The organism is Streptomyces sp. NPDC001157 (genome assembly GCF_053598255.1).
Window position 1 is genome coordinate 296,361 of the sequence record NZ_JBSFJW010000005.1, and the last position, 16,126, is coordinate 312,486.

At 72.2% G+C, this 16,126-nt stretch carries 14 protein-coding genes and 2 pseudogenes; 12 read left to right on the forward strand and 4 right to left on the reverse strand.

What is annotated here, in order from left to right; genetic code table 11:
• The first annotated feature begins 178 nt into the window (after positions 1-178).
• Complete coding sequence (locus tag ACWDAG_RS11840; RefSeq protein ID WP_450695436.1) at positions 179-1,069, forward strand: ornithine cyclodeaminase family protein; 891 nt, start codon at positions 179-181, stop codon at positions 1,067-1,069.
• Between the two features lie 13 nt (positions 1,070-1,082).
• Here ACWDAG_RS11840 and ACWDAG_RS11845 read toward each other — a convergent pair whose 3' ends face one another.
• Entirely contained in the window at positions 1,083-1,679 is a 597-nt protein-coding gene (locus ACWDAG_RS11845) for a short chain dehydrogenase (RefSeq protein ID WP_450695437.1), read from the reverse strand.
• A gap of 70 nt (positions 1,680-1,749) precedes the next feature.
• Here ACWDAG_RS11845 and ACWDAG_RS11850 point away from each other — a divergent pair, with 70 nt between their 5' ends.
• The 5 genes from ACWDAG_RS11850 to ACWDAG_RS11870 all read left to right on the forward strand — a co-directional run bounded on the left by ACWDAG_RS11850 (position 1,750) and on the right by ACWDAG_RS11870 (position 6,959).
• Complete coding sequence (locus ACWDAG_RS11850; protein WP_450695438.1) at positions 1,750-2,607, forward strand: LysR family transcriptional regulator; 858 nt, start codon at positions 1,750-1,752, stop codon at positions 2,605-2,607.
• A 226-nt stretch (positions 2,608-2,833) separates the two neighbouring features.
• Positions 2,834-3,724 (forward strand): alkaline phosphatase family protein, encoded by an 891-nt coding sequence (locus ACWDAG_RS11855; protein ID WP_450695439.1) that lies wholly within the window; start codon positions 2,834-2,836, stop codon positions 3,722-3,724.
• A 5-nt stretch (positions 3,725-3,729) separates the two neighbouring features.
• The gene (locus ACWDAG_RS11860) at positions 3,730-5,013 is read left to right on the forward strand and encodes an MFS transporter (protein WP_450695440.1); all 1,284 of its coding nucleotides are present in this window, start codon (positions 3,730-3,732) and stop codon (positions 5,011-5,013) included.
• Positions 5,010-6,032 (forward strand): TolB family protein, encoded by a 1,023-nt coding sequence (locus ACWDAG_RS11865; protein WP_450695441.1) that lies wholly within the window; start codon positions 5,010-5,012, stop codon positions 6,030-6,032. Before ACWDAG_RS11860 ends, ACWDAG_RS11865 begins: the two co-directional genes overlap by 4 nt.
• 126 nt (positions 6,033-6,158) lie before the next feature.
• Positions 6,159-6,959 (forward strand): transglutaminase domain-containing protein, encoded by an 801-nt coding sequence (locus tag ACWDAG_RS11870; protein ID WP_450695442.1) that lies wholly within the window; start codon positions 6,159-6,161, stop codon positions 6,957-6,959.
• A gap of 8 nt (positions 6,960-6,967) precedes the next feature.
• Here the strand turns inward: ACWDAG_RS11870 and ACWDAG_RS11875 are convergent, their stop codons facing one another.
• The 3 genes and pseudogenes from ACWDAG_RS11875 to ACWDAG_RS11885 all read right to left on the reverse strand — a co-directional run.
• A complete protein-coding gene (locus ACWDAG_RS11875) occupies positions 6,968-7,876 on the reverse strand; it encodes a TIGR01777 family oxidoreductase (RefSeq protein ID WP_450695443.1) in 909 nt (302 codons plus the stop codon).
• A 755-nt stretch (positions 7,877-8,631) separates the two neighbouring features.
• On the reverse strand, positions 8,632-9,837 hold the full coding sequence (locus ACWDAG_RS11880; RefSeq protein WP_450695444.1) for a cysteine desulfurase-like protein: 1,206 nt from the start codon (positions 9,835-9,837) through the stop codon (positions 8,632-8,634).
• 75 nt (positions 9,838-9,912) lie between these two features.
• Positions 9,913-10,014, reverse strand: a pseudogene (locus ACWDAG_RS11885) (IclR family transcriptional regulator); the annotation flags it as partial.
• A 197-nt stretch (positions 10,015-10,211) separates the two neighbouring features.
• Between ACWDAG_RS11885 and ACWDAG_RS11890 the strand changes: the two are divergent.
• The 6 genes and pseudogenes from ACWDAG_RS11890 to ACWDAG_RS11915 form a co-directional block, all read left to right on the forward strand.
• A pseudogene (locus tag ACWDAG_RS11890) lies at positions 10,212-10,887 on the forward strand (4-hydroxy-2-oxovalerate aldolase); the annotation flags it as partial.
• Between the two features lie 4 nt (positions 10,888-10,891).
• On the forward strand, positions 10,892-10,981 hold the full coding sequence (locus tag ACWDAG_RS11895) for a hypothetical protein (RefSeq protein WP_450695574.1): 90 nt from the start codon (positions 10,892-10,894) through the stop codon (positions 10,979-10,981).
• A 104-nt stretch (positions 10,982-11,085) separates the two neighbouring features.
• Positions 11,086-12,501, forward strand: a complete 1,416-nt coding sequence (locus ACWDAG_RS11900; protein WP_450695445.1) for a hypothetical protein — start codon at positions 11,086-11,088, stop codon at positions 12,499-12,501.
• Between the two features lie 63 nt (positions 12,502-12,564).
• Entirely contained in the window at positions 12,565-13,788 is a 1,224-nt protein-coding gene (locus ACWDAG_RS11905; protein WP_450695446.1) for an AAA family ATPase, read from the forward strand.
• Positions 13,785-15,020 (forward strand): vWA domain-containing protein, encoded by a 1,236-nt coding sequence (locus tag ACWDAG_RS11910; protein WP_450695447.1) that lies wholly within the window; start codon positions 13,785-13,787, stop codon positions 15,018-15,020. Before ACWDAG_RS11905 ends, ACWDAG_RS11910 begins: the two co-directional genes overlap by 4 nt.
• Before the next feature lie 116 nt (positions 15,021-15,136).
• Positions 15,137-15,976 (forward strand): PaaX family transcriptional regulator, encoded by an 840-nt coding sequence (locus ACWDAG_RS11915; RefSeq protein WP_450695448.1) that lies wholly within the window; start codon positions 15,137-15,139, stop codon positions 15,974-15,976.
• Positions 15,977-16,126: the final 150 nt, after the last annotated feature.

Here is a 16,126-nt window from a genome sequence, read left to right on the forward strand (position 1 = left end):
ACGGGGCGGCGTGGCCGGCGTTGACGAGGTCGGTGTTCAGGCATGCGCCCTCGGCTGCCGTGACCGTGGCGAGCCATCGGCCGTACTTCTCCTTGCGGTGGGTCTCGATGATCAGGTCGGGGCCGGTGTGGGGAGGAATGGATCGGAGATGACGGGTGCGCAAGGAGGGTTTCCAGCTGTGATCACTGTTCTCGGGGGCGCGCCTCCCATGGAGGCGGCCATCGGCGCGCTGCGGGCGAGCCTGCTCGGCGGGCTCGACCCGGAGGCCGGTCCGCCGCGTTCGGCCGTCCCGGTGCCGCGGGGGCAGCTCCTGCTCATGCCCGCGCACTGGGGCTCGTACGCCGGGGTCAAGGTGGTGACCGTGGCGCCGGACAACCCGGCACGGGAACTGCCGCGGATCCAGGGCAACTACCTGCTGCTGGACGGCGAGGCCCTCACCCCGCTGGCACTGCTGGACGGGATCGCGCTCACCAGCGTGCGTACCGCGGCGGTGTCGGCCGTGGCAGTCGACGCGCTCGCCGAACCGGGGGCGAGCCGACTGGTGCTGTTCGGGACGGGGCCGCAGGCACGGTCGCATGTCGAGGCGCTGCGGTGCGTCCGGCCGATCCGGGACGTCGTGGTCGTCGGCCGGAACGCCGAGCGCACCCGCGCGTTCGCCGCTGACATCGGGGCGCGAGTCGGCAGTGCGGACGAGGTCGCGGACGCGGACGTCGTGGCCTGCTGCACCACGGCGCGCACACCGTTGTTCGACGGCTCGCTGCTGCCGCCGCACGCGACCGTGGTGGCCGTCGGATCGCACGAGCCGGACGCCCGGGAGGTCGACGAGACGGCTGTCGGGCGTTCGACTGTGGTGGTGGAGGCGGTTTCGGCGGCGCTGCGTGAGGCGGGCGACATCGTCCTGGCCGTGCAGGCAGGGGCGCTCGATCCCGGCACGCTGGTCGGCCTCGCCGACCTCGTACGAGGCGACGCCCGACTCCCTTCCGATCAGCCGCGGTTGTTCAAGAGCGTGGGCATGGCCTGGCAGGACCTGGTGGTCGCCGCGGCCCACTTCGAAGCGGGCCGGGCATGACGGGCTCGGCTCCCTACAGGGCGTAGACCTGCCCGGTCTGCGCGCCCTCGACGGACCGGACGTATGCCTGCGTGACGTCGGCGAGGTCGACCGGCGGCATGCCCGGGAAGTAGTCGCCGTACCGGCTGAGGCTCTCGGTGAAGACCGTCGGGCTGATCGCGTTGATGCGCTGCGGGGCGATCTCGATGGCGGCGGCGCGGACGAACGCCTCCAGTGCGCCGTTGGCCATGGAGGCCGCGCTGCCCGTGGGGATCGGCTCCCGGGCGAGCACACCGGTGATGAGGGTGAAGGAGCCGCGCTCGGCGATGCGCGGGATGCCCTGGCACACCAGGTCGATCTGGCTGAGCACCTTGCCGTGGAAGGCGGCCAGATAGTCCTCGGGGGTCAGCTCGGCGACCGGCTTGTACGGCACGTGTCCGACGGCGCTGACCACGGCGTCCACCCGGCCGGCGCGGTCGTAGACCTCGGTGACCTGCGCGGGGTCGGTGATGTCGTGGCGCAGATCGCCGCCGCTGCGGCCCACGGTGAGGACGTCGTGGCCGCGGGTGTCGAATGTCTTGTGGAGGGCCGCGCCGAGCGTGCCCGTGGCGCCGATGAGCAGAATCTTCATGGCTGCGACGCTAGGCCCCGCCCCCGGCGGGAGGGAAATACCTTCTGGGGAGCACTTATGCTTCAGAGTTATGAATGTGGAGCTACGGCATCTGAGGGCGCTCGCCGCGATCGGCGACGAGGGCACCATCACCGGTGCGGCGGCCGTGCTCCACATCAGCCAGCCCGCCCTCTCGCGAACCCTGGAGCAGTTGGAGAGCCGGGTCGGCGTGCGGCTGGTGGACCGCACCACGCGTACCCTTTCCCTCACCGACGCCGGTCAACAGCTGCACGAGAAGGCCCATTTGATCCTGCGTCAGCTGGACGACGCACTGACGGAGGCCGCGGCGGGGGTGCGGCCGCTGCGGATCGGTTTCGCCTGGGCGGCGCTCGGTGACCTGACCGTGCCGCTCCTGCGCGGCTGGCGCGAGGCGCATCCCGGGACCCCGGTCCAGGTGTACCGGCGCGACGATCCGGAGGTGGCGCTGCGCCGCGGGGAGATCGACGCGGCACTCCTGCGCACCGCGCCCGGCGCCGGGCTGGAGGTCCGGTCGCTGTACCGGGAGCGGCGCCTGGCCGCCGTACCCGAGTGCGACCCGCTCGCCACTCGCCCGTCGGTGCGGCTGACGGATCTCGCCGACCGGCCGGTGGTGCTGTGCGCCACCGCCGCGACCACCGCCGAGCTGTGGCCCGAGGGACGGCGGCCCCGCACGTTCGAGGTGGCCAACGTCGACGAATGGCTCACCGTGATCGCCACGGGGGACGCGGTCGGCGTCACGGCGGAGGCCACCGAGCAGAGCCATCCGCACCCCGGGGTCCGCTATCTCCCGCTGGCGGACGTACCGCCCGTGACGGTCCGCATGGCCTGGCCGCGCACTCCCACGCACCCGGCCACGCTCGCCTTTCTCGACCGTCTGCAGTCCCTGATTTCCGCGCATCCGCAGGCCTGACCTGCGCGGACGTCCGGCTCGCTGAGATCGGGGTACGCGGGTCGCATGTGGCGGCGACCGCGAGCCCGCACCGCACATGACCTGTACATGACCAGCGTGTCGTGCGATGTTTGCCCATCGGGGTCCGGCGTTCGTCTGGGCTTCACGCAGTGCCGGCCTGAGGCTCCTATCGTTGCGGCGCCGCCCTCCCCCGCACGTGCCCGTCACTTCTGTCCGGAGGACAGTCATGACCGCCGTCAAGGCCCCCCAGCGCAACCGTCGTCCCCTCACCGCACTCGCCGGTGCCGTCGCCCTCACCGCCACGTCGATCGGCGCGTGGGCCGCAACGACCTCAGCAGCTCAGGCCGCCGCTCTCCCCACCCCCGACCACGTGGTGGTCGTGGTGATGGAGAACCACGCCTACTCGCAGGTGATCGGAAGCTCCAGCGCCCCGTACATCAACAACACCCTCAAGGCGGGTGGCGCCAACCTCACCCAGTCCTACGGCCTCACCCACCCCAGTGAGCCGAACTACTACATGCTCTTCTCGGGCTCCAACCAGGGCCGCACCGACGACAGTTGTGTGAGCGTCGGGTCCATCTCCGCGCCGAACCTCGCCTCCGAGCTGATCGCCGCGGGCAAGACCTGGAAGAGCTACAACGAGTCGCTGCCCAGCCAGGGTTCGACGACCTGCAGCAGCGGCAACTACGCGCAGAAGCACAACCCGTGGTTCGGCTTCTCCAACGTGCCGACGAACACCGCGATGACCTTCGCGCAGTTCCCGACCGACTACACGACCCTGCCGAAGGTCTCCTTCGTCGTGCCGAACCTGTGCAGCGACATGCACGACTGCTCGGTCTCCACCGGCGACACCTGGATCAAGAACAACCTGGGCGCGTACGCCACTTGGGCCCAGACGCACAACAGCATCCTCGCCGTCACCTTCGACGAGGACAACAAGCTCTCCGGCAACCGCATCCCGACCGTCCTCTACGGGCAGCACGTCACGCCGGGCAGCTCCAGCTCCACCACCTACAACCACTACAACGTCCTGCGCACGGTGGAGGACCTGGCCGGTCTGACGACCCACGCGGGCAACGCCGCCTCGGCGTCCGACATCACCGGCATCTGGAACTGACGCCCGTGTATCTCGCGGACTCCCGCAGCACCAAGGCCGCCGTCGCCCCGGACACCCGTCCGGGGCGGCGGCCGGCCGCCGTCCCCGGCACCGTGCTGGCCCTGGGTGCGGTCAGCCTGATCACCGACGTCTCCTCGGAGATGATCACCGCCGTGCTGCCGCTCTACGTGGTTGCCGGACTCGGCCTGTCCCCGCTCGGCTTCGGTCTGCTCGACGGCATCAACAACGGCGTGGGGGCACTCGTCCGACTGGCCGGCGGTCACCTCGCCGACCGCGGCGGCCGCCGGCACAAGGTCGTGGCGGGCCTCGGCTACGGCCTGTCGGCGCTGTGCAAGCCGCTGCTGCTGCTCGCCCACACGCTCCCCGTCATCAGCGCCGTACTGGCGGCCGACCGCACCGGCAAGGGGCTGCGCACCGCACCCCGGGACGCGATGATCTCGCTGGCCACCGAACCCGAGCACCGGGGACGGGCGTTCGGGGTGCACCGCGCCATGGACACCACCGGCGCACTGGTCGGCCCGCTGGTCGCGTTCGCCGTGCTGCGGGCAACCGTCGACGGCTACGACGCGGTCTTCGCGGTCAGCGGCTGCATCGCCGTGCTCGGGGTGCTGGTGCTGGTGCTGTTCGTGCCCCGCCGCATCGGCCCCGCAGGTGTGGTGCAGTTGCCCGAGCCGACTCGGCCTGCCCTGCGCGATTCGCTGGGCCTGCTGCGCCGCCCGGAGCTGCGTCGGCTCACCCTCTGCGCGGCCCTGCTGGGCCTGACCACCGTCAGCGACTCCTTCCTGTATCTGCTGCTCCAGCGCGAGGGGGACCTGTCCGCCGACCTGTTCCCGCTGCTGCCCCTGGGCACCGCCGCCGTCTTCCTGCTGCTCGCCGTCCCGCTCGGCGCACTCGCCGACCGCCTGGACCGCCGTCGGCTGTTCCTGGCCGGCCACGGCGTCCTGCTGCTCGGCTACGGTCTGGTGCTCTCCCCCTGGCACGGCATTCCCGCCGTGGTCGCGGTCCTCGTGCTGCACGGCACCTTCTACGCGGCCACCGACGGAGTCCTCGCGGCCGCCACCGCCGGAGCCGTTCCGGCACAGCACCAGGGTGCGGGGCAGGCGCTGGTGGGCACCGGCCAGGCGCTGGCCCGGTTCGCCTGCTCACTCGCCTTCGGCGCGGCCTGGAGCCTGTGGGGCGGCCGCACCGCGCTCGCCGTCACCGCCGCGGCGCTGGCCGTGAGCGCCGTCATGGCCTCGTTCGTGCTCCGTCCCGCCGACGACGTGTCCCCCGCCGAGGTGTCCGCATGACCCGAACCACCCGTCTGGTGATCCTGCTGGCCGCCGTTCTCCTGCTCGGCGGTGTCGGAACCGGGGCGGTCCTGTACGCCGCCCATCGCTCGGGCATGCGCGACGAGCAGCAGGCGAACGGTCCGACCGTGCGGACGGGCACCGTCTCGCTCCGGCCGACGGCCGGACGCCGGCTGCTGGTGCGCAACCTGGCCTGGGGCCCGCACCGCGACGAGATCGCCACCGTGCCCGCCGACGATCCGCAGGGACCGCGCACCGCCTCGGGCGTCAAGTGCCTGCGCTTCCACGCGGCCGCCGGAACCGGTATCTGCCTGCAGGCCGTGCACGGCACGCTCAGGGACACCTACCGGGCGGTGGTCCTCGACGCGCACCTGCACGAGCGGCACCGCTTCCCCGCCGCGGGCATCCCCACCCGGGCCCGCGTCTCGCCCTCCGGCCACCTGGCGGCCTGGACGGTCTTCGTCAGCGGAGACTCCTACGCAGGCACCAAGTTCTCCACCCGCACCGCCATCGTCGACACCCGCACCTGGAAGATCGACGACAACCTGGAGACCTTCCGCATCATCAAGGACGGCGGGACCTACCGCGCCGCCGACACCAACATCTGGGGCGTCACCTTCGCCGACGACAACCGCTTCTACGCCACGCTGGCGACGGGCGGCAAGACCTACCTCGTACGAGGAGACGTCGGAGCACGCACCCTCACCACCCTGCACCGCAACGTCGAATGCCCCTCCCTCTCCCCCGACGGGACCCGCATCGCCTACAAGAAGCGCGTCGAGGGAGCCTCCCCCGACGCCCCTTGGCGGCTGTACGTCCTGAACCTGCACACCATGAAGGAGACCGCGACCGCCGAGCAGCGCAACATCGACGACCAGGCCCTGTGGGCCGACGACTCCACCCTCGTCTACGCCCTGCCCGGCGACTACGGCTCGGACCTGTGGACCGTCCCGGCCGACGGCACCGGCACGGCCCGTCGGCTGATGACCTCGGCAGTGGCCCCCGCCTACCTGGGCTGACGGGTCCTCACAGCTCCCACGTCCAGCGCAGTCACCTGCGGGAGCGACCACGACAGAGTTGAACATGTTCAATTCATCGGTGATGATACGTGTGGCCATCGGGGCGCCGGAGAGAGGACCACGGTCATGACGAGCTCGCTTCTCACGCCACGAGGTCGCTCTCGCGCCGGCACGGCGGTCGGGGGAACGGCGGCGGGGAGCACTGCCCCGACGCGGATCCTCGACTGGCGGCACCCGCAGGTCGCTTCCCTGCTTCGACGGATCGACGCGACAGCGGCCGCGGGGACCGCCACTGCGGCCGACCGCCGGACAGCGGATCTGCGCAGGGCCCACCAGGTGATTGCCGAGGCTGTGCGGCCTGTGTACTCGGTGCAGGACGAGCGTCCCGTGTCCGAGGTGCTTCGCCGCGGCCGTGGTTCGTGCAGCCAGCGGCTGGCCGTGCTGGAGGCGGTGGCGCGGGCATCCGGGGTGGCCACGCGGGTGCGCGGTCTGCTGGTCGACGGGGCATTCTGGTATCCGCGCTTTCCTCGGCTGCGCCGGATCGTCCCGGACCGGGTTCTGCTGGCATGGCCGGAATTCCGCCTCGACGTACCGGCGCCGACCGGCCACGCCGCCACTGCCTGGCTGACGGTCTCGGAACTGTTCGGCAGCCTTGCCGAGTTGAGCGACGGCCGGGGCGGCGGCTTCACCAACGCCGGTGCGGAGACGCTGTTCGAGGCGCTGTCCAGGACCGCGATCGACTGGGACGGGGTGACGCTCTGCCCGGCCGACGGTGCCCCATGCGATCTCTCGGCCCACGTCCTGGCAGATCTGGGTCACTTCGACTCGCGCGACGAGCTCTTCGCCCGGCACGGCCAGACCCTCTGCCGGACGGCGAGGGTGCTGGCCGAACCCGTCCTGGGCCGTCGTCGCGCGGCGGGCGCCTGAGAGCACCGTCAGTGGACCACTGAGTCCAGGGCGGCGTCGAAGGTCGGATGCTCGAAGGTGAAGCCGGAGTCGAGGAGGCGTCCTGGCACCACCCGCTGGCTCATCAGGATGCCGTCGGCGAACTCCCCGAGCACCAGCCGCAGGGCGAAGCCGGGCACGGGCAGCACCGTGGGGCGGTGCAGGACCCTGCCGATGGCGGCGGTGATGTCCCGGTTGGTCGCCGGGTGCGGGGTGGTCATGTTCACCGGTCCGCTGACCGACTCGGTGTCGATGAGGTGGCGCAGGGCGCGGACCGTGTCGGCCAGGGAGATGTAGCTCCAGTACTGACGACCGCTGCCCAGCCGCCCGCCGAGACCCGCCCGGGCGAGCGGCAGCAGGCGGCCCATCGCCCCGCCCGCGCCCGACACGACGATCCCCAGGCGCGTGGTGACGACCCGCGTCCCGGCCGCCCGGGCGCCGTCCGCGGCGGCCTCCCACTCCTGGCACACACCGGCCAGGAAGTCCCGGCCCGCCCTGCCGGACTCGTCGACCACGGCCCGCCCGGTCTCGCCGTAGTAGCCGACGGCGGACCCCGACACGAACACCTGCGGCGGCTTCTCACAGCCACCGATCGCCTCGGCGAGGGCGCTGGTGCCGCGCACCCGGCTCTCGCGGATCTCCTTCTTGTACGCGGCGGTCCACCGGCGGTCGCCGACTCCGGCCCCGGCCAGCCCGACCACCGCGTCCGCGCCGTCGAGCACCGCCGGATCGACCGCGACAGCGTCCGCCCGCGGGTCCCACCGCGCCTCGACGCTTCCGTCGGCCCGGGTCTGGGGTTCCCGCCGGACCAACCGGGTCACGCGATGGCCGTCGGCCAGCAGCGACGCAGCGAGCGCGCCGCCGATCAACCCTGAGGAACCACTGATGACGACGTGCATGAGAACCGGCCTCGATCCGGGAGCGCAGCCCATATGTTTGACTCTTCAAACATACACCTGTCGTTGGCGGACCGTTCGCTCCGTTCGCGGAACTCGCTCGGCGGAACACCATGGGCCGAGCGGAAGGCCCGTGAGAACTCGGCGGGGCGGGGGAAGCCCCGGCGGGCGGGGGTCAGTTCGGGGTCGCCGAGGTGTCGGCGGATGAAGGACTTGACACGCAGGGTCGGCGCCCGGGCACGGGTCTCCGCCTGCAACCGGCGGTCGGCGTCCAGGGCGTGGGCGAAGACAGCGACGACGATTCCCTGGCGGGGCGCGTCCAGCGGCTCGTAAAGGCGCGGTGTCGGAGACCACCGGCACGAGGAACCGCGTCAGCAGCGCACCGACTCCCTCGCGGCCCGAGATCCGGCGCCCGGTCACCTGGTCCGCCCGGTGCGCGGGCAGCGCACCAGGGACCGTGGTATCTCGATTCCGATCAAGGTCACCGGGTCCGGGCCGGTGGATATGTCGTACGACCGTGAGGAGCTGTTGGTGTGGATGTCGTCGATCCGGAAGGCGACCCGCTGTCTGCCCCAGCCGGCAGCTACCTCTCCGCGTCGCAGGACGGAGACGTGGCAGACCTCGGGCGGCCCATGCGCTCGGTTCAGACGTCGAAGCGGTCGCCGACCGGCAGATCCACGGTCCGGAGACCCGATTCGCGCAACACGGCCGTGATCAACCACACGGCTCGGACGGCACTTTCGGGCCTCCGGCCGTGCTCAGAGCCCGAGGAACTCGGACAGCCCGCCCAGCAGCCGGTCGACGTCCTCCGTGCTGTTGTAGGGCGCGAGGCCCATGCGGAGGCCGCCGGTGTCGCCGAGGCCGAGCCGGCGGGAGGCCTCGATGGCGTAGAAGGATCCCGACGGGGCGTGGACGCCGCGCTCGGCGAGGAAGCGGTAGGCGTCCGTGGTGGAGCGGCCCTCGAAGGTCAGCAGCAGGGTGGGCGTGCGGTCGGCCGCCCTGGAGTGGACCGTGATGCCATCGAGCGAGGACAGTCCCTTGTCGATCTGTGTGCGCAGGCTGTGTTCGTGTGCTTCGAGCGCCGCGAACGCGGAGGTCAGGCGCTGTCGGCGGGTTCCCGCGGCGCTCGGGTCGAGGCGGGTGAGGAAGTCGACCGCGGCGATGGTGCCCGCGAGGAACTCATAGGGCAGCGTGCCCAGTTCGAAGCGCTCGGGGACCGCGTCAGTGGAGGGCAGGAGCTTGTCCGGCCGCAAGGTCTCCAGCAGCTCCGGCCGGGCGGCGAGGACTCCGTGGTGCGGGCCCAGGAACTTGTACGGGGAGCAGACGAAGAAGTCCGCGCCGAGCGCCTCCAGGCCGACCAGCGTGTGGGCGGCGTAGTGGACGCCGTCGACGTAGCTGAGCGCCCCCGCTTCGTGCGCCAGGGCGGAGATCTCGGCGATCGCGGGGCGTGTGCCGATCAGGTTGGAGGCGGCGGTGACGGCGACCAGCCGGGTGCGTCCGGTGAGGACGGCTCGGATGTCGTCGACGGTCAACTCCCCGGTGGCCGGGTCGAAGTCGGCCCAGCGTACGGTTGCGCCGACCGCCGCGGCGGCCTGGACCCAGGGGCGGATGTTGGCGTCGTGGTCGAGACGGGTGACGACCACCTCGTCCCCGGGCTGCCACGTCTTGGCGAGGGTGCGGGAGAACTCGTAGGTGAGCTGGGTGGCGCTGCGGCCGAACACGATCCCCGACGGATCCGCTCCGAGCAGGTCGGCCATGGCCCGGCGAGCCCCGGTGACGATGGCGTCGGCGTTGCGCTCGCCCTCCGCCACCTGACCCCGGTTCGACAGCGGGTGGGACATGGCGTCGGCGATGGCCCGGATGACGGGCTGCGGGGTCTGAGTGCCGCCCGGGCCGTCGAAGTGCGCCGTTCCGGCGGCCAGGGCCGGGAATTCGGAGCGGATGGCGGTGATGTCGTACGTCACGAGAAGGCTCCTGTTGAGTGCCGGGCCGGGGCAAGGATCCTCCGCGATGGCAGGCGGGCGTGGCAACAGCACGTGTCAGCCACCTGGGCGCAGCACGCGGGACAGACCGAGCGCCGCTGTCCGTAGGGCGGGAGCCGGCTGGGCGGGACTGAAGCGGGTCCGGGGCACGGCCACCGAGGGTGGTGACCGTGGTGCCGTCGGCGAGGTCGGCGGCACCGCCGAGGCAAGGCGATCATCGATGGTCGGCCGGGTCCAGGCCCATGTGCCCGGCTACCGGCTCAAGCAGAAGGTGCATACGAGAAGGTCGCCGCGGACGACCTCCTGCGCACCACGGAGCGCATGGCCGCCCACCGAGCCGTGGAGGTGGCCTCCCGATGACCCGCCTGTACTTCCAGGACGTCACCCTCAGGGACGGCATGCACGCCGTCCGCCACCCCCACACCGTCGAGCAGGCCCGCACCATCGCGGCCGCCCTGGACGCGGCCGGCGTGGCCGCCATCGAGATCGCCCACGGTGACGGCCCGGCCGGCTCCGGCATCAATCACGGCGTCGGCGCCCACACCGACCGGGAGTGGATCGAGGCCGTCACCGGCGTGGTACCGCAGGCGGTCCCGACCACCCCGCTGCTGCCGGGCATCGGTGCGCGTCGCCACCCACTGCACCGAGGCCGACATCTCGACCCAGCACATCGCCGCGGTCCGCGAGCTGAGCATGGACGTCGCCGGGTTCTTGATGATGTCCCACATGGCGGAGCCTGCCGAACTCTCCCGCCAAGCAAGGCTGATGAAGTCGTACGGCGCTACTTGCGTCTATGCCACCGACTCCGGCGGCCGGCTGACCATGGACGGCGTGCGCGACCGCTTTCGCTCCTACCGCGAAGTCCTCTCCCCCGACGCGGAGTTGGGCATCCCGCCCATCACAACCTCGCCCTCGGCGTGGCCGACTCCGTCGTCGCCGTCGAGAGCGACACGGTCCGCGTCGACGCCTCGCACGCCGGGCTGGAGCGCGGGCAACTGCCCGCTGGAGGTGTTCGTCGCGGTCGCCGACCTCAGAGATCGGCCGGCGGGGCATGGCCGGCGGCCAGGAGGACATGATCACTGACATCGCGCTGGGCCTGGTCGCGCGGGCAGGGACCTCGTCCTGAGCGAAAATCCTTGGCAGTTCGAGTACGGCGAAGGTTACGATCCCCGCGATGACTACTCATTCTGCTGTCAGATTGGGGGTCCCGTCCGCGCAAGGTGAGTGCTGATGCCCACTCACACCGCGAACGGGGACTCCTCCCTCTCGTTCTGGCTGCGCGTGCGCGAGTTCGCCGTGCCGCCCTCCATGATCGAGACCGCGACCGCCCGGCGCCGCGTCGGCGACTGGGCCGGCGCGTGCGCTGCCGCAGGCGTTGATGTCGACCTGAGTCTGCGCTCGGTGGAACGCACTCACGGCCGGGCGTTTGCTTCCCAGGTCAGGGCAGACCTACGGCAGTTGGCGCCGGACCTGCTGCGCTGGCACATGCCGAGGATCGCTCCCGACGGACTGCTCCGCCCGGGGCTGACCGTCGCCCTGGCCCGCTACGACACCGTGGAGCGCGACCGGCCGGATCCCGTGCACCTCGTGGTCCGCACGCCCCCGGCCTGGGCGGACGCCGGGCAGCGGATCAGCCTCGGGCTGTGGGACGGATCCCACTCCGAGGCCGCCGCCCGCCGCCATCCGCATCCTCACCCCAGCCGGCGCTTCCGTCTCGACCTGCACCGGCACCTGTGGGACGCGAGCAGGGCCGGGGAGCTGCGGGTCAGGTCCGGTGCCGATCGGCCGGCCGGCCCCGAACCCCTCGTACTGGAACCGGAGTTGCGCCGAACGGTGCCGCACTGGCATCGCTGTGCCCTCGACCGGTGGGCCGCCGAGGCGGGGATTCTGCTCCGCGCCGAACGGCGTCAAGGATCCAGCGGGTCCGTCCTCGTGCGGCTCGGGGGCCGGCATCGGCTGGTGCTGGACGTGAACCCCGACGGGCGGTCGTCGACGCTGCGGTGCGCGGACAGTGCCCGGTCCAGGCGTACGGACGGCCCCACGCTTCCGGTCCTCCCCGACGCGGGAACCTGGGTGCCGCCCGACCTGGAGTTGCTGCGCTCCGGTTCGATCGGGGCAGATCGGCTGCACCCTTTGGTCGCCGCCGCGCTCGTACCGGACCACTCGCCCGGTCCGGCCGGGGTTACGGAGCCGCCGGGGCTTCCGCGTCTCGTGGAGTGCCGTGGTTCCCGGCACCGGATCGGTCTGGTCGACGGAGTGCTCGTACCGCTGGACCACGACCCTGCCGAGGTCCGGCGGGAGGAGCTGCTGGTCGCGCTGACCGGCACTCCCCTGCCCTGCCTGCGGGCGATCGACGAGGCGCACCGCCGTCCGGACTGTCTCACGGGTGTCCGCGAACGCCTGGACCACGGTGACATCGCCGGTGCGCTGGCCGTCGTGGAGGGCCTGCTCGGCCCCGACGCGGTGCTGCGCGACGGCCCGCTGCGGGACGAACTGGAGGCGGCGGCGGAGCGGCGGATCACCTACGGCCTGTTCAGGGCGGGCCTGATCGGGCCCGAGGACCCGCCTGCCCGTTTCCGCCCCCGAGAAGACCGCCGCCGCCCCCTTGCCCGCCGCTTGCGCCTGCGCCGAGCGACCTTCTACTGACCCGCGGCTCCTGTTCCCGCGACTGCTCTGTCGGCTCACCACGAACCCAAAAGGTGATCAAACATGTCTGCACACGTTCCGTCCGCTGCCGCTTCCCAACTCGACGTCGCCGGCGAGCTGTTGACCCTGTTGCGCGACGCAACCACCGAACCGCGCCCCGACACCCGGCTCGAAGCCCTGACACTGGCCGTGGCCGCCGATCTCCCCGTGCTGCTGTGGGGTGAACCGGGCATCGGCAAGACCGCTGCCCTGACCCAGCTCGCCGAGGCCCTGGACCTTCCGCTGACCACGGTGATCGCCAGCGTGCACGAGCCGTCCGACTTCTCCGGGCTGCCCGTCGTCGGGGACGATCCCGCGGAGCAGGGGGTCCCGATGGCCCCGCCGGACTGGGCGGTTCGGCTGGTGCGGGCGGGACGGGGGCTGCTGTTCCTGGACGAGCTGTCCACCGCGCCGCCCGCGGTGCAGGCCGCGCTGCTGCGCCTGGTGCTGGAGCGACGGATCGGCGCCCTCCGACTGCCGCCGGGGGTGAGGATCGTGGCCGCCGCCAATCCGCGGTCCTCGGCCGCCGACGGCTGGGAGCTGAGCCCGCCGCTGGCCAACCGCTTCGTGCACCTTCAGTGGACCCACGACCACGAGGTCGTCGTACGCGGCCTCGGCGGGACCTGGCCGCGGGCCACGCTGCCGCGGCTCTCCCCGGCAAAGCTGTCTCAGGCGGTGGACTTCGCCCGCCGTGCGGTGTGCGGGCTGCTCACCGCACGGCCCAAGCTCGTGCATCAGCTGCCCGGCAACGAGATGCGGCGGGGCGGCGCGTGGCCGTCGCCGCGGAGCTGGGAGATGACGCTGTGTCTGATCGCCTTCGCGACCGCGGCCGGCTCCTCCCGGGACGTGCTCTCGCTCCTGGTCCGGGGCACGGTGGGCGACGGTCCGGGCCTCGAACTGCTGGCCAGTCTGGACCGGTTGGACCTGCCGGACCCCGAGGTGCTCCTTGCCGACCCTGCGGGTGCCGAACTGCCCGAGCGGGGTGATCTGCGCCAGGCCGTGCTCGACGGTGTGGTGGCGGCGGTCCGCGGCCGCCCCGAGAAGTCCCGCTGGGACGCGGCCTGGGCGCTCCTGGTGCGGGCGCTGGAGACCGGAGCGCCGGATCTGGTGGTCGTGCCCGCGACCACGCTCGCCACGCTGCGCCGCGAGGACTGGGACGTACCGGAGTCGATCGAGAAGCTCGCCGGAGCGGTGTCCGTGTCCCGGCGGGCGGACCAGGCCGCCCTCGCGTCGCAGGCCGGCCGATGAGCCCCGACGAAACCGGGGCACTGGACCTCGACAAGCTCTTCGCGGCCCGGCTGCACGCCGCCCGCGCCCGCCCCTACCTCGCGACCGCGCTGTTCGCCCTGCACACGGTCGAGTCGCGGCAGGTGCCGACGATGGCGGTCGACCGGCACTGGCGGTGCTATGTCTCGCCGGGGTTCGTGGACCGGATGCCGGTGGAGGACCTGGCGGCCGTCTGGGTGCACGAGGTGTCGCATCTGCTGCGCGACCACCACGGGCGCAGTGACCGGGTCGCCCGGGAGCGCGGGCTGACCGGCCCCGGCGAACGGCTGCGGATGAACATCGCCGCGGACTGCGAGATCAACGACGACATCTACGGCGACGGGCTGGTCCGGCCCCAGGGGGCGGTGCGGCCGACTGCCTTGGGCCTGTCCGAGGGGCAGCTGATGGAGGACTACCTGCGCCAGTTCACGCTCGGCGCGCGGACGCAGAGCATGGCCTGGCTGGACTGCGGCAGCGGCGCCGACGGGCTGGCACGAGAGTGGGAGCTGGGTCCGGACGGCGCACACGGTCTGAGCGCGCAGGAACAGGACGCGGTGCGGTTCCGGGTGGCGCAGGGGCTCAAGGGCCGGCCGGGCGATGCGCCGGAGGGGTGGCGGCGGTGGGCCGAGAAGGCGTTCCATCCGCCGCAGCCGTGGCGGGAGTTGCTGGGCGCGGCGGTCCGTTCGGCGGTCTCCGGGTCGGGCGCGGGCGAGGACTACAGCTACGGCCGGCCGGCGCGGCGCTCGGTGTCGCTGCCCGGTGTCGTACTGCCGAGCCTGCGGCGCAGACCGCCCCGGGTTTCGGTGATCATCGACACGTCCGGGTCGGTCAGTGACACCGAACTGGGCAGCGCCCTCCTAGAGGTGGCCGCGATCTCCCGCGCCGTGGGAGGCCGCCGTGACCTGGTGACCGTGGTGCCGTGTGACGCGGCGGCCCGGATCGCGCACCCGCTGTGCCGGGCCGAGGGCATACCGCTGATGGGCGGTGGCGGCACGGATCTGCGCACGGGCTTCGCCAAGGCCCTGCGTACGCGGCCGCGCCCCGATGTCGTAGTGGTGCTGACCGACGGTCAGACCCCCTGGCCGGACTCCCGGCCGGCGTGCCGGACGGTGGTCGGGCTGTTCCCCCGGCAGGGCGCGAGCTGGGACGAGGAGGATCCCGACTACGTGCCCGATGCGCCGCCCGCCTGGGCCCGGGTGGTCGACATCGGGTAGGTGCCCGCGGTGGGGCGAGCCGGTCAGCGTCGCAGGCACCATGGTGTGCGCCCCTCTTACACGGTGGACAACGACCTGTCCGTCGAGGTGAACAGGACCGGATCTACCCTTGCCCCGTGACCAGCTTCGATCCGCCGGACCAGGCAGGCAGCGCACCGCGGCCGCAGTCGCTGATGCTGACCTTCTTCGGCATTCACGCCCTGGGCCGGGACGTCGCCCTGTCGGCGAGCAGTCTCATCGACGTGTTCGGGCAGGCCGGGATCACCGAGGACGCCGTACGGTCGACGCTGACCCGCATGGTCAAGCGCGGTCTGCTGGAACGGCACCGGCGCGGCCGTAAGACGTACTTCGGCCCGACACCCCGCGCCACCCGCGTGCTGCAGGACGGCCACGACCGGGTCTGGCACACCGGCGCGGTCAACCGCACCTGGGACGGCACCTGGACCATGGTCGGCTTCTCCCTCCCGGAGGCATGGCGCCGCGAGCGGCACGACCTGCGTTCCCGACTGCTGTGGAGCGGTTTCGGCCCGCTGCAGAACGGCCTGTGGGTGGCGCCCGGCACGGTGGACGTGCCCGAGATCGTCGCCGGGCTGGACCTCGACCCCTATCTGCGCGTCTTCCAGGGAGCCACGGCCGTCGCCCCGACCGACGCCCGGACGATCCTGCACACGGCGTTCGACGTGGAGTCCGTCGCCAAGGGGTACGAGGCCTTCCTGGCCCGCTGGAGCATGGACGCCGACGAGCCGGCGGACCCACTCGTACGGCAGTTGCTGCTGCACACCGACTGGCTGGACCAGGTCCGCCAGGATCCCCATCTGCCCGCCGAGCACCTGCCCGAGGACTGGCCGGCGGCCCGCGCGGAGGAGCGGTTCCACGAGCTGGCGCGGCATTGCGAGGAGCCTGCCCGCAAGGAGGTCGCGAGCGCGCTGGACGTGATCGCGGTGACCGTCCCCTAGGACCGTCCGGACATTCCGTGGCACCCACCGGGCACAGCCATGCCTCTCATTATTGGGCAATCCATTGACCGCCGTTGAAAAACTGCCCTACATTCATCGCGTTCTCGGCGTCCCCAGATCGCTCGAAGCCGCCCAGCCGCTCAAAGGGGA